Annotated in this window: 14 protein-coding genes and 1 riboswitch; of the genes, 6 read left to right on the top strand and 8 right to left on the bottom strand. The window is 71.3% G+C overall.

Going from position 1 to position 12,868, the window contains the following annotated elements; genetic code table 11:
* Positions 1-29 precede the first annotated feature (29 nt).
* The 3 genes from QK442_RS18095 to QK442_RS18085 form a co-directional block, all read right to left on the bottom strand.
* Positions 30-482, bottom strand: a complete 453-nt coding sequence (locus tag QK442_RS18095) for a GNAT family N-acetyltransferase (RefSeq protein WP_282694990.1) — start codon at positions 480-482, stop codon at positions 30-32.
* Positions 483-523: 41 nt separating this feature from the next.
* On the bottom strand, positions 524-982 hold the full coding sequence (locus QK442_RS18090) for a MarR family transcriptional regulator (protein ID WP_282694989.1): 459 nt from the start codon (positions 980-982) through the stop codon (positions 524-526).
* A 114-nt stretch (positions 983-1,096) separates the two neighbouring features.
* The gene (locus QK442_RS18085; protein ID WP_282694988.1) at positions 1,097-1,960 is read right to left on the bottom strand and encodes a GNAT family N-acetyltransferase; all 864 of its coding nucleotides are present in this window, start codon (positions 1,958-1,960) and stop codon (positions 1,097-1,099) included.
* Between the two features lie 229 nt (positions 1,961-2,189).
* Between QK442_RS18085 and QK442_RS18080 the strand changes: the two genes are divergently transcribed.
* Positions 2,190-3,419, top strand: a complete 1,230-nt coding sequence (locus QK442_RS18080) for a globin domain-containing protein (RefSeq protein ID WP_282695074.1) — start codon at positions 2,190-2,192, stop codon at positions 3,417-3,419.
* Here QK442_RS18080 and QK442_RS18075 read toward each other — a convergent pair.
* The 4 genes from QK442_RS18075 to QK442_RS18060 form a co-directional block, all read right to left on the bottom strand.
* The gene (locus tag QK442_RS18075; protein WP_282694987.1) at positions 3,351-3,830 is read right to left on the bottom strand and encodes an NUDIX hydrolase; all 480 of its coding nucleotides are present in this window, start codon (positions 3,828-3,830) and stop codon (positions 3,351-3,353) included. The two genes, QK442_RS18080 and QK442_RS18075, sit on opposite strands and share 69 nt — an antisense overlap.
* Positions 3,831-3,865: 35 nt before the next feature.
* Positions 3,866-4,762, bottom strand: coding sequence for a LysR family transcriptional regulator (locus QK442_RS18070; RefSeq protein WP_282694986.1), 897 nt, complete (start codon positions 4,760-4,762; stop codon positions 3,866-3,868).
* A 203-nt stretch (positions 4,763-4,965) separates the two neighbouring features.
* The gene (locus QK442_RS18065; RefSeq protein ID WP_282694985.1) at positions 4,966-6,126 is read right to left on the bottom strand and encodes a cystathionine gamma-lyase; all 1,161 of its coding nucleotides are present in this window, start codon (positions 6,124-6,126) and stop codon (positions 4,966-4,968) included.
* Between the two features lie 85 nt (positions 6,127-6,211).
* Positions 6,212-6,595: a phage holin family protein gene (locus QK442_RS18060; RefSeq protein ID WP_282694984.1), complete on the bottom strand. Its 384-nt coding sequence runs from the start codon at positions 6,593-6,595 to the stop codon at positions 6,212-6,214.
* A gap of 49 nt (positions 6,596-6,644) precedes the next feature.
* Here QK442_RS18060 and QK442_RS18055 point away from each other — a divergent pair, with 49 nt between their 5' ends.
* From QK442_RS18055 to QK442_RS18040, 4 genes are all read left to right on the top strand, one after another.
* The gene (locus tag QK442_RS18055) at positions 6,645-6,962 is read left to right on the top strand and encodes a cupin domain-containing protein (RefSeq protein ID WP_282694983.1); all 318 of its coding nucleotides are present in this window, start codon (positions 6,645-6,647) and stop codon (positions 6,960-6,962) included.
* A gap of 171 nt (positions 6,963-7,133) precedes the next feature.
* A complete protein-coding gene (locus QK442_RS18050; RefSeq protein WP_282694982.1) occupies positions 7,134-7,352 on the top strand; it encodes a DUF5326 family protein in 219 nt (72 codons plus the stop codon).
* Between the two features lie 288 nt (positions 7,353-7,640).
* Positions 7,641-8,405, top strand: a complete 765-nt coding sequence (locus QK442_RS18045) for a helix-turn-helix domain-containing protein (RefSeq protein ID WP_282694981.1) — start codon at positions 7,641-7,643, stop codon at positions 8,403-8,405.
* A 138-nt stretch (positions 8,406-8,543) separates the two neighbouring features.
* Complete coding sequence (locus QK442_RS18040; protein ID WP_282695073.1) at positions 8,544-8,984, top strand: SsgA family sporulation/cell division regulator; 441 nt, start codon at positions 8,544-8,546, stop codon at positions 8,982-8,984.
* A 152-nt stretch (positions 8,985-9,136) separates the two neighbouring features.
* Here the strand turns inward: QK442_RS18040 and QK442_RS18035 are convergent, their stop codons facing one another.
* The gene (locus tag QK442_RS18035; protein WP_282694980.1) at positions 9,137-10,537 is read right to left on the bottom strand and encodes a YibE/F family protein; all 1,401 of its coding nucleotides are present in this window, start codon (positions 10,535-10,537) and stop codon (positions 9,137-9,139) included.
* Between the two features lie 71 nt (positions 10,538-10,608).
* Positions 10,609-10,755, top strand: a riboswitch (TPP riboswitch).
* Here QK442_RS18035 and thiC point away from each other — a divergent pair.
* The gene (gene thiC / locus QK442_RS18030; RefSeq protein ID WP_282694979.1) at positions 10,750-12,519 is read left to right on the top strand and encodes a phosphomethylpyrimidine synthase ThiC; all 1,770 of its coding nucleotides are present in this window, start codon (positions 10,750-10,752) and stop codon (positions 12,517-12,519) included. (Overlaps the previous riboswitch by 6 nt.)
* The last annotated feature ends 349 nt before the right edge of the window (positions 12,520-12,868 follow it).

Below are 12,868 nucleotides of genomic sequence, written 5' to 3'. Positions count from 1 at the left end.
CACGGGCATGAGGACACGGACGGAGGAGGTCAGAGGGCCCGCTTGAAGCCCACGTGGCTCGCCTCGAAGCCGAGGCGCTCGTAGAAGCGGTGCGCGTCGGTGCGGGTCACGTCGGAGGTCAGCTGGACCAGCACGCACTCCAGACGCCGGGACTCCTCGACGGCCCATTCGACGAGCAGTGTGCCCAGGCCGCTGCCGCGCTCCTCGGAGTGGATCCGTACGCCCTCGATGATCGAGCGGGTGGCGCCGCGCCGGGAGAGGCCGGGGACGACCGTCAGCTGGAGTGTGCCGACGACCTTCCCGTTGCGCGTGGCCACGGCGAGGTGCTGGTTCGGGTCGTCCGCGAGCCGGGCGAAGGCGGCGAGGTACGGCGCCGGGTCGTCCGGGGACTCCCGCTGGGCGCCGAGGGGGTCGTCGGCGAGCATCGCGACGATCGCGGGCAGGTCGTCCGCGGTGGCGGGGCGGATGGCGAGATCGCTCATGCCCGCAGCGTACGGCCCGGGCCGACCGCCGGGCGGGGCGATCAGACGGGGGTGGTCTCGCCTTCGAGGACCTGGACCAGGGAGGCCAGCTCCGGGTTCTCGGCGGCTTCGTCCAGGGCCTCGCGCAGTGCTCGGTCGTTGGTGGGGCGGGCCTCCTCCAGGAGCTTCCGGCCGGCCTCGGTGACGTCGGTGTAGATGCCGCGACGGTCGGTGGTGCAGAGGTAGCGGGTGAGCAGGCCCCGGTCCTCCAGGCGCGTGACCAGGCGGGTGGTGGCGCTCTGGCTGAGGACGACGGCGTCGGCGACCTGCTTCATCTGGAGGTGTCCGCCGGGGCCGTCGTGCTGGCGGCTCAGGACGTCGAGGAGCGAGTACTCGCGGACGCTCAGTCCGTGGCCGGACTCCAGTGCGCGCTCGATGTGGGACTCGATCCGGCCGTGCAGCAGGGAGAGGGCGCACCAGCGCTGTGCGAGCCCGGTGAGGGCGGGGTCCGTCGCGGTCATGGTGTCTCTCCTCGTCCTCATCCTCGCCGATCGGCCTGCTCGGTCCAGGGTAGACGAGGGGCCGCAATAATGGGCGTGTGCAAGTAATGCGGTCCTGGTGCCGTGCCGGTGGTGTCAGCCCGCCGCGACGGTCAGCGGGGCGAAGCGCCGGTCGGCGTCGCCGGGGAGGTCCGGGAGCGAGCGGACCATCATGGCGTTGGTCATGATCGGGTTCAGTCCGTTCTCCTTGAGCCAGCGCAGCAGCTCGGTGTGACGGAGGTCGACGTCCGTGCGGAGCGGGCGGTCGCTGGCGGCCGCCAGCGAGGCGACCAGTGCCTGCGCGGTGGCCGTGTCGCGGGCGATCAGCGGGCCGACGACATGGGTGTCCATGTTGGGCCAGGCGGCGGCGAAGCCGGTGATCGCGCCGTCCTCGACGGCGACCCGGAGGTGGTCGGCGAAGGCCGGGAGCCGGGTGATGAGCGGGGTGCGGTCGAGGCCGAAGATCTCCCGGTCGAGCCGGAGGACGTCCTGGAGGTCCTCGGCGGTGGCCGGGCGGACGTCGACCCGCGGGGCGGGCGCGGTCGTGGAGAAGAGGCCCTTCAGCATCTCGGACCGGCCGATCTCGGTGAAGCCGAGTTCTTCGTAGAGCGGCTGTCCGTTCGGGGTGGCGTAGAGCGTCAGCGGGGTCTCCCCCGCCTCCTCCAGGACGTGCCGCATCAGTCGGCGGCCCACGCCCCGGCGGGCGTACCGCTCGGCGACGAGCACCATGCCGATGGCCGCGAGGCCGGGTCCGTAGGAGGTGACCACGCAGGCGGCGACCAGGCCGTCGCCGTCCGGGTCGTCGATGCCGTAGCCGGTGCCCGCCGTGAGGAGGAGGCCCCACTTGTGCTCCTCGCGGAGCCAGCCGCGGTCCTCGGAGAGATCGGCGCAGGCCAGGAGGTCGGTGGCGTCGAGGCGCCGGATGGGGAGCTGTGCGAGAGCGGTGGGGGAGATCGGCATGAGGGTCAGGTTCTCGGACGGGGTGATCTTCCGTCCAGGGGTTTTCGCGGGATGTTTCACGTGAAACACGGCCCCTGGCGGTGAGCGGGTCGCGCACGCTCGCGCCGAAAGGGTGGAGCCTAGTCCGCACCCCGGCCCTTTGGGCCGAGAACACCGCTTTCCGTCCGAAGCGCCCCCGGCGGCGGCCATGCTGCGAGCACGAAGCCGGCTGCGTGAGGCGAGGCACATGATGGATGGTCCGACGAGCACGACGGGCGGGGCGGGGGCCCGCAGGGCGGAACCCTCTCCCGATGCGGTGCTCGTCCGCCGCACCCTGGAGGAGATCGCCCCGGTCGCCGACAAGGTGACCTCGTACTTCTACGCCCTGCTCTTCCTCCGGGATCCCGCCCTGCGCGAGCTGTTCCCGGCCGCGATGGACACCCAGCGGGACCGCCTGCTCAAGGCCCTGCTCACGGTCGCCGACCGGATGGACGACGGGGCGTTCCTCGGCACGTACCTGGGGCACCTCGGGCGGGGGCACCGCAAGTACGGCGTCCAGCCGGCCCACTACCCGGCGGTCGGCGAGGCCCTGATCGGGGCGCTCGCCCGGTACGCGGAGCGGAGCTGGGACGAGGAGACCGAGGCGGCCTGGGTCCGGGCGTACACCGCGATCTCGCAGACCATGATCGACGCGGCTGCCGAGGACGAGGCGAAGGCCCCCGCCTGGTGGCGGGCCGAGGTGGTCTCGCACGACCTGCGGACCCCCGACATCGCCGTGCTCACCCTGCGGCCCGACGCGCCCTACCCCTTCCTCGCCGGGCAGTACACGACGCTGGAGACCCCTTGGTGGCCGCGGGTCTGGCGGCACTACTCCTTCGCATCGGCGCCCCGCCCCGACGGACTGCTCACCCTGCACGTCAAGGCGGTCCCGGCCGGCTGGGTGTCCCAGGCGCTGGTCCACCGGGCCCGTCCCGGCGACGTGCTCCGCCTCGGGCCGCCGGCCGGTTCCATGACGGTCGACCACGCCACCGACGACGGGCTGCTCTGCCTGGGTGGCGGGACCGGCATCGCACCGATCAAGGCACTGGTGGAGGACGTCGCGGAGCACGGCGACCGCCGGCAGGTCGACGTGTTCTACGGGGCCCGCCGGGGCCACGACCTCTACGACATGGACACCCTACTGCGGCTCCAGAAGACGTTTCCGTGGCTCGTCGTCCACCCCGTCACCGAGGCGCAGGGCCCGCTGCCGGAGGCGGTCCGGGAGGCCGGGCCGTGGAACGAGCGGGACGCCTACCTCTCGGGCCCGCTGGGCATGGTCCGGCAGGGCATCGACGTGCTCCGCGGCGCGGGGGTCCCCACGGAGCGGATCCGCCACGACTTCCTGGCGGAGCTCACCGCCGTGGGGGCCGGGTCAGCCCAGGTCGGGGGCGTGCATGGCGCGGACGCCTTCGATGTTGCCGTCGAGGTAGTGGCGCAGTGAGAGCGGCACCAGGTGGACGGCGGCGATCCCGACGCGGGTGAAGGGCACCCGGACGATCTCGTACTCGCCGACCGGTTCGTCGACCTCGGGGCCGTGCCGTTGGCTGAGGTCCATCGACTCCAGCCGGCAGACGAAGAAGTGCTGGACCTTCACGCCGGAGACCCCGCCGTCGACGATGTGCTCGACGGTGTCGACGAAACAGGGGACCACATCGACGATCTTGGCGCCGAGTTCCTCGTGCACCTCGCGGTGGAGGGCCTCGACGACGGTGGAGTCGGAGGGCTCGACGCCGCCACCGGGCGTCAGCCAGTACGGATCCATCCCCGGTTTGGTGCGCTTGATGAGGATGAGGTCGTTTCCGTCGAGCAGGATGGCGCGTGCGGTGCGCTTGACCACGGGCCGTTCGGTCATGGGAAGAAAATGGCCCGTTCCCGCCGGGCTGAAACTCACCACTCCCCCGCGGCCCGCAGCAGTTCCTCGTGCGCGCGGGCGATGTGGGCCAGGGCGAGGGTGCCGGTCCGCACCACCAGGAAGTAGGTTCGCAGCGGCGGCACCGGCGGATCGAGCAGCGTCACGAGCCGTCCCCCGGTCAGCGCCCCCTCGCAGAGGTAGCGGGGCAGCACCGCAAGGCCCGCCCCGGCGGCCGCGGCCTCCCGGACGGCCCGAAGGTCGGGGGCGATGACGGTGGCCGCCGCGGCCGGCGCGGTCTCGAAGACGGCCGCCCAGTAGCGGCTGGCGAAGGGCAGCGACTCGTGCACCTCGACCACCGGGAGCTGCTCCAGGAGCACCGCGCCGGTGGAGAGCAGCACCTCGGGGGAGAGCCGGGCCGCCCAGCGCGGGGCGGCGACCAGGACGAGCTCCTCGTCGCAGAGCGGGGTGGCGGTGAGCAGTTCGCCGCGGGGCCGGGCGGTGGTGAGGGCCAGGTCGTGGTGGCCGGCGGCGAGCCCGTCGAGCAGCTGCTCGGTGTCGCCGAGGAAGGAGGTGCGCAGGGCCAGGCCCTGGGCGACGAGCGGGGCGAGCGCGGGCAGGGCGCGCAGGGAGGTGAACTCCGGCGGCCCGGCGATATGGAGGGTACGGGCTCCGCGCTCGGCGCCGAGCCCGGTCTCCGCGATCTCGACCAGGGCGTCCAGGTGAGGGGCGGCCCGGTGGGCCAGTTCGTCGCCGATGCTGGTGGGGGTGACCCCGCGGGCCCGTCTGAGGAAGAGCGGCCGGCCGAGCTGGCGTTCCAGGGCGCGGATCTGGCTGGTGACGGCGGGCTGGGAGAGGCCGAGGAGCGCGGCGGCGCGGGTGAAGGAACCGGCCCGGTGCACCGTGACGAACGTGCGCAGCAGGGACAGATCCATGCCCGCCCCTTCCGGTCGGTCGCCCGTCGTCCCGGGACCGTCCCACTATAAATATGTCGATAGGTCGCTGTCGCTACCGTGATTGGACACTGACGGTCAGTCAACTAACCTTGTCCGGGCGGAATCCGCGTGAGGACCGGTGGCGTTCCGAGCCACGAGGGGGGAGGCTCGGAGCGCCCCGGTCCGGAGCGGGGCCAGAGGCCCTAGCCCGTCTTCCGTGCCGCGTCGAGCGCCCGCAGGACGTCGGCGATCAGGTCCTCCGGGTCCTCGGCGCCCACCGAGAAGCGGATGAAGCCCTCCGCGACGGCGTCCCCGCCCCAGCGCCCGCGCCGCTCCGCGGAGGAGCGCACCCCGCCGAAGCTGGTGGCGTCGTCGACCAGGCGCAGTTCCTCCAGGAAGCGTTCGGCCCGGGCGCGGTCGGCGAGTTCGAAGGAGAGCACCGAGCCGAAGCGGCGCATCTGCCGGGCGGCGACCGCGTGCGAGGGGTCGTCCGGGAGGCCGGGGTGGCGCAGGCCGGTCACGTCGGGGTGCTCGGCCAGGATCCGGGCGAGTTCCAGGGCGGTGGCGCACTGGCGGTCGATCCGCAGCTGGAGCGTGGCCAGCGAGCGGTGGGCGAGCCATGCCTCCATGGGGCCGGGGATGGCACCGACGATCTTGCGCCAGCGCCGTACCTCCGCGGCCGGCCGCGGGTCGCGGCAGCTGACGTGGCCGAGCAGCAGGTCGCCGTGGCCGGTCATGCCCTTGGTGTCGCTGGCGACCGAGAAGTCCGCGCCCAGCTCCAGCGGACGCTGGCCGAGCGGGGTGGCGAGGGTGTTGTCGACGGCGACGAGCGCCCCGCCGTCGTGTGCCGCGCGGACCAGCCGGCGGATGTCGCAGACGTCGAGCCCGGGGTTGGAGGGGGTCTCGATCCACAGCAGCTTGGCGCCGTCGAGCACGTCGAGCTGGGCGTCGCCGCCGGTCGGGGCGGAGCGCACCTCGACCCCGTACGCGCGCAGCTGCTCGTGGAGGAGCGGCAGGGCCTGGTAGCCGTCGGCCGGGACGACGACGGCGTCGCCGGCGGAGAGCTGGGAGAGGAGGACGGCGGAGATCGCGGCCATGCCGGAGGCGAAGACGACGGTCTCGACGCCGGGCTCCCCGGGGGCTTCCAGGGTGCTGACGGCCCGTTCCAGGTGGGTCCAGGTGGGGTTCTCGTCGCGGCCGTAGGTGTAGGGGCCGGTGGGGTCGCCCGGCAGGTGGAAGTGGGCGGCGAAGACCGGGCCCGGCAGGGTCGGTTCGTGCTTCACGGGCTCGGGCAGTCCGGCCCGCACGGCGAGGGTCCCGTCGCCGGGACCGTCGCCGTGGTGGTGCTGTTCCTGAGGGCTCACGGGTTCACAGCGTCCTTTCTTCGGTTCGTCGTTCCCCCGTGTCCTCGGTTCGTCGTTCCCCCGTGGCGGTCCATATGGCGGTCGCTCAGTCGCCGTCGGGGAGCAGCACGTTGAGCGCCCAGGAGACGACGGAGACGATCAGGCCGCCGAGGACGGCGGTCCAGAAGCCGTCCACGTGGAAGCTGAGGTCGAGCTCTTCGGCCAGCCACGAGGTGAGCAGCAGCATCAGGGCGTTGATCACCAGGGTGATCAGGCCGAGGGTCAGGATGAAGAGGGGCAGCGTCAGCAGCTTCACGATCGGCTTGACCAGGAAGTTGACGAGCCCGAAGACGAGGGCGACGAGGAGCAGGGTGCCGATCGCCTTGCCCGTGCTCGCGTCGTCACCGGTCAGGGTGATGCCTTCGAGGAGCCAGATGGCGACCCCGAGCGCGCCCGCGTTGGCGAGCGTCTTGACTACGAAATTCTTCATGTGTCTGATCGTGGCAGAGACGATCGGGCAAGGGCAGGGGCGAACGGCAGTGAAGGCATTCAGACTGGACGAACTCGAGGCGGAGCGCCTCGCCAACCAGGGGGCGTACCTCCAGTTCCTGCGCGAACGGAACATGTCGGTGGGGTTGTACGCGCTCGACGCGGGCGATCTGGACCCGCAGTCGCCGCACGGCCAGGACGAGGTGTACTTCGTGGTGTCCGGGCGGGCGGCGATCACCGTCGGCGAGGAGACCACGCAGGTGGCGCGGGGCAGCGTGGTCTATGTGCCGGCGGGGGTGCCGCACCGCTTCCACCACATCAGCGAGGACCTGCGGGTCCTGGTGGTCTTCTCGCCCCCGGAGGCCTGAGCCGGGGATCCGGGAGCCGGATCTCGGGGGTGGACCCCCGGTTTCCCCTAGGGGGCGGATCAGGGGAGAGCCGGGGCCCCGGGGCCCCGGAGAGGGCGGGTGTCCGCCTAGCCTTGAGGGTGTCCGGGGCGGAGGGTTCCGGGCGGGGAGTCGAGAGCGAGGGAGAGCACCATGGCCGTACAGGAGATTCTCACGGGGCTGCCGTGGTGGGTGAAGTGGATCGCGATACCCGCCTTGGTCCTGCTTGTCTTCGGCGGAGTCATCACCAGCGTCCTCGCCTTCGTGGTCGGCCTGCTGTTCAAGGTGCTGCTGTTCGTCGCGCTGGTGGCCGGACTGATCTACGTCGTACGGAAGTTCAGCACCCCGTCGAGGTCCGAGCGCGACTGGTAACACAAGCTACTCATCGGTATCCGGCGCCTGCCGGGCGTTAGCCCGGCAGGGGGAACGCGCAGGTGGAAACAGGGTGGGGGGCGAGGACGAGCCACTAGAGTGGCAGATCTCCGCCGAGTCGGGGACTACGGATGTAGATCTCCGGCAGACCAGCGGTTTCCCGCTCGTCCCTGAGGGGTCCGTCCATCGGACCCCATCGGTGTCTCTGGCCTGGCGGGTGTGCGCGGGGGCGGCCCCCGCGGGCGGGTGCGACGCATCCGTCGTCACGCCTGGGGGTGACCTTTGGCCATGGCTACGCAGACAGCTGCGCCGACCCTGATCGGCTCGGTGCAGCGGGCGCTGAGACTTCTGGAGGCCGTGGCCTCCCACGCGGACGGTGCCCCCGCCAAGCAGCTCGCCCGGGAGACGGGCCTTCCGCTGCCCACGACGTACCACCTTCTCCGCACCCTGACGCACGAGGGCTATCTGCTCCGCGACAAGGGTGCGTTCTATCTGGGCGAGGCGGCCGCCCGGTTGGCCGGTGGCGGAGCCATGCAGAATCGTCGCATCAAGATCGAAGACTCCCTGGCCCACTGGCGGGACGCGATCGGGGTGCCGGTCTACTTCGCCCTCTACCGCGACGGCGAGATCGACCTGATCTCGGTGTCGGACACCCCCCATTCCCCCGCGGTGGAGGAGTGGGCCGACTTCCGGGAGACCGGTCACGCCCACGCGATCGGGCAATGCCTGCTCAGTCAACTCGATCTGAGATCTCGTCAAGACCACCTCGCCCGCCACCCCGTGGAATCCATCACTCCGTACACGGTGCGTAACCGGCAGGCGCTTTTGGAGCGTTTGGGCGGTTTGGGGCGAATGGAGCCCCTGGTGGAGCGTCAGGAATATGCGCTCGGCACGGTTTGCGCCGCCATCCCCCTCACGGTGGGCTCCACAGCGGCCACTTTGGCCATTTCCCTCCCCCTTCACCAGGAAGAACGGTTGCTCCCAGCAGTCGAGCGGCTACGCACAGAGATCGGAAACCTCTTCAGTTCGCTCTCTTTCTCTATCAGTATCTGAAAAATCACTCCTTGTGATCCGCTAGCGCGTGCAGCACGATTGCGTCAAGAGGGCCACGGGGGATCATTCCTGGCCGTTTCGGTCACAGCTTTCAGCAGCTGTGTTTACACAACTGCTCCATCTACTGCGGGGTACATGATGCGAGAGTCGGTTCAGGCCGAGGTCCTGATGAGCTTCCTCGTCTCGGAGGAGCTCTCCTTCAAGATCCCTGTCGAACTGCGATACGAGACCCGGGACCCCTACGCGGTTCGGATGACCTTCCACCTCCCCGGAGACGCGCCCGTCACCTGGGCGTTCGGCAGAGAGCTGCTGCTCGACGGGATCAACCGCCCGAGCGGCGACGGCGACGTGCACATCGCCCCGACCGACCCCGAGGGCCTGTCGGACGTCTCCATCCGGCTCCAGGTGGGCGGGGACCGCGCCCTGTTCCGCGCCAGCGCCCCGCCGCTCGTCGCCTTCCTCGACCGCACGGACAAGCTCGTCCCGCTCGGTCAGGAGCAGGCGCTGGGCGACTTCGGGGACAGCCTGGAGGCCGCGCTGGGCCGGATCCTCGCCGAGGAGAGCGCCGGCCCGGCCTGACCCCGACGCCCCGCCGCGTACGGCTGCCGGCCGCGATCGGCCCCGTACGGCTGCCGGCCGTGCGATCTGCGTACCGCTGCCGGCCCGCGCCCCGTCCCGTCCCGTACCGCTGCCGACCGCGCGATCCGCTGCGTACGGCTGTCGTACGGCCGTTACTTCGCGCGGCGTCGTCGGCCGCCGCGGCCTGCCGGTCGGGGGGTGGTCTCCTCCGAGGGGCGGTCGGCAGAGACCACGAGGGCCGCGAAGGCCGTGGTGACCGGGACCGAGGCGACCAGGCCGATCGAGCCGACCAGGGTCCGGACGATCTCCTCCGCCACCAGCTCGCTGTTGGCCACCGTCCCCACGCTGCTCTGCGCGATGGTGAAGAGCAGAAGCAGCGGCAGCGCGGCACCGGCGTAGGCCAGGACCAGGGTGTTGACCACCGAGGCGATGTGGTCGCGGCCGATCCGGATCCCGGCCCGGTAGAGCGCGCGCGGGCCCATGCGCGGGTCGGCCTGGTGCAGCTCCCAGACCGCCGAGGTCTGGGTGACCGTCACGTCGTCCAGGACACCGAGCGAACCGATGATCACGCCGGCAAGCAGCAGGCCGGACATGTCGATCTCGGGGTAGAGGCCGTGGATGAGCCCGGTGTAGTCGTCGGTGTTGCCGCTGAGCGAGGCCCAGCCGATGAAGAAGGAGCCGAGCAGCCCGATCAGCAGCAGCGAGATCAGCGTGCCCAGGACCGCGACCGAGGTGCGGGCCGACAGACCGTGGCACAGGTAGAGCGCGAGGAGCATGATCGCGCTGGACCCGACCACGGCCACGACCAGCGGGTTCGAACCCTCCAGGATCGCCGGCAGGATGAAGAGCGTGAGCACCAGGAAGCTCACCGCGAGCGCGATCAGCGCCATCACGCCCCTCAGCCGGCCGACGGCCACGACCGCGAGCGCGAAGACGGCGGCGAGGATCGCCATCGGCACCTTGCGGTCCACGTCCGTCACCGAGTACTGGAGGTCGCGCGGTGCGTCCGGGGCGTACGCGACCACCACGCCCTGGCCCTTCTCCAGTTGGCGCGGTGCGTCCGGCTGCACGATCTCGGTGAACCGGCGGCCCTTGTCCGGCCCGGTGGTGACCTCGATCGTCGCCTTCCCGCACTGTCCCTGCTGCGCGTTGACCGCCTCGCGGCCCTCCGGGGTGGAGGTGTCGCCGGTGGGCGGCACCTGCGCCGCGTTCACGTCCTTGCAGTCCACCTGCTCGACCGCCACCACCTTGCCCTGCTCGGTCTGCCGGTCGAAACCGACGCCGGTCCGCGAGTGCGCCGGGGTGCCGCCGGGCCAGAGCACCACGAGACCGACGAGGACGGCGGTGGCGAAGGGGATCAGGACCGCCGCGATGACCCTGCGCAGATGGCGGGAGACGGGCGCGGCGGGCCCGTGGCTGTGGCTGTGGCCGTGTCCATGACCGGGCCCGGCACCATGCCCGACACCGTGGTCGGAGCCGTGCCCGGCGCCGTGACCATGCTCATGGCCGTGCTCGTGGCCGTGCGGATCGGGGGACTGCTGCGGGGAAGTCACCGCCCGATCATCGCAAGAACGGCAGGGGCCCACTGTTCAGCACGCCCGGAAGGGCGCTAGCGTGGTGGCACCTTTGCACACGCGGGAGCTCGGAGCACCGGGCTGAGAGGGCGCTGATCACCGTACGCGCGTACTGCCGTACGTACGGGAGGAGGCTGCGCCGACCGCCGAACCTGTTACCGGGTAATGCCGGCGTAGGGAGATTCGGTCTCATGACCATTCAGGATGCACGCACGCCTGCCACCAGCCAGGACGAGCGCACGCCGGGCTGGCACAAGGGGTACGTCGAGGGCTCGCGCCCCGACATCCGGGTGCCGGTCCGGCAGGTGCACCTCACCAACGGCAAGGACGTGACGCTGTACGACACGTCCGGCCCGTACACCGACCCGACCGTCGAGACGGACGTCAGGCGGGGTCTGCCACCGCTCCGCGAGAACTGGATCATCGCGCGCGGCGACACCGAGGAGTACGCGGGCCGCCCGGTCCGCCCCGAGGACGACGGCATCAAGCACACCTCGCCGCGCGGCGGCGGGCTCAAGAACCTCGACGCCGTCTTCCCCGGCCGCCCGCGGCTGCCCCGCCGGGGCCGCGCCGGGCAGGCGGTGACGCAGCTCGCGTACGCCCGCCGCGGGGAGATCACCCCGGAGATGGAGTACGTGGCGATCCGGGAGAACGTCTCCCCCGAGGTCGTGCGGGAGGAGATCGCGGCGGGCCGTGCGGTCCTTCCGGCCAACGTCAACCACCCGGAGATCGAGCCGATGATCATCGGCAAGCGGTTCCTGGTGAAGGTCAACGCCAACATCGGCAACTCCGCCGTCACCTCCTCCATCGAGGAGGAGGTGGAGAAGATGACCTGGGCGACCCGCTGGGGCGCCGACACGGTCATGGACCTGTCCACCGGCCGCAACATCCACACCACCCGCGAGTGGGTGCTGCGCAACTCCCCCGTGCCGATCGGCACCGTGCCGCTCTACCAGGCCCTGGAGAAGGTCGACGGCAAGGCCGAGGAGCTGACCTGGGAGATCTACAAGGACACGGTCATCGAGCAGGCCGAGCAGGGCGTGGACTACATGACCGTGCACGCCGGCGTGCTCCTGCCGTACGTGCCGCTCACCGCGCGCCGCAAGACCGGCATCGTCTCGCGGGGCGGCTCGATCATGGCGGCCTGGTGCCTCGCGCACCACAAGGAGAACTTCCTCTACACGAACTTCGAGGAGCTCTGCGAGATCCTGGCGGCGTACGACGTCACCTACTCGCTCGGCGACGGCCTGCGCCCCGGCTCGATCGCCGACGCCAACGACGAGGCGCAGTTCGCGGAGCTGCGCACGCTCGGCGAGCTGAACACGATCGCCAAGCGGCACAACGTGCAGACGATGATCGAGGGCCCGGGCCACGTCCCGATGCACAAGATCAAGGAGAACATCGACCTCCAGCAGGAGATCTGCGAGGAGGCGCCGTTCTACACGCTCGGCCCGCTGACCACGGACGTCGCGCCCGCGTACGACCACATCACCTCCGGCATCGGCGCGGCGATGATCGCCTGGTGGGGCACGGCGATGCTCTGCTACGTCACGCCCAAGGAGCACCTGGGCCTGCCGAACCGCGACGACGTGAAGACCGGCGTCATCACGTACAAGATCGCGGCCCACGCGGCGGACCTCGCCAAGGGCCACCCGGGCGCCCAGGAGTGGGACGACGCCCTCTCCGACGCGCGTTTCGAGTTCCGCTGGGAGGACCAGTTCAACCTGGCCCTCGACCCGGACACCGCCCGCGAGTTCCACGACGAGACCCTGCCGGCGGAGCCCGCGAAGACCGCGCACTTCTGCTCGATGTGCGGCCCCAAGTTCTGCTCGATGAAGATCTCGCAGGACATCCGCCGCGAGCACGGCGGCACGCAGGAGGAGATCGAGGCCGGCATGGCCGAGAAGTCCGCCGAGTTCGCCGCCTCCGGCAACCGCGTGTACCTGCCGCTGGCGGAGTGACCCGCGGATGACGGGCGACCGGCCGACGGCCACGGGGGGCGTCGGCCGGTCGCCCGTCCGTGTTCTCAGGGGCGCTGGGCGCTCCGCGGCCGCTCCACCTGCCGGCTGATCGGTTCGGCCTGGACCGAGGGCGGGAGGAGCTTGCCGTGTGCGCGCCGCCTTCGGTTACGGCTCCGAGCGCTGGATCGTCGAAGCCGGGCCCTGGGTGGGGTCCAGGACGGCGGCGGCGTAGTGCCCCGTTTTCCTTGCTGGTGCGGGCCCCCTTGGGGGTACTGAACGTGTCGGTCGTTCTGCCGACGCCCGGCGCACGACCGGTGCCCGCGGTCGGTTCGTCGGCGCGGCTTGCTGC

Source organism: Streptomyces sp. CC208A, from assembly GCF_030010625.1.
Classification (GTDB): Bacteria; Actinomycetota; Actinomycetes; order Streptomycetales; family Streptomycetaceae; genus Streptomyces.
Note: the sequence above shows the minus strand (reverse complement) of the source record. Positions and strands in the feature narration are given on the sequence as shown.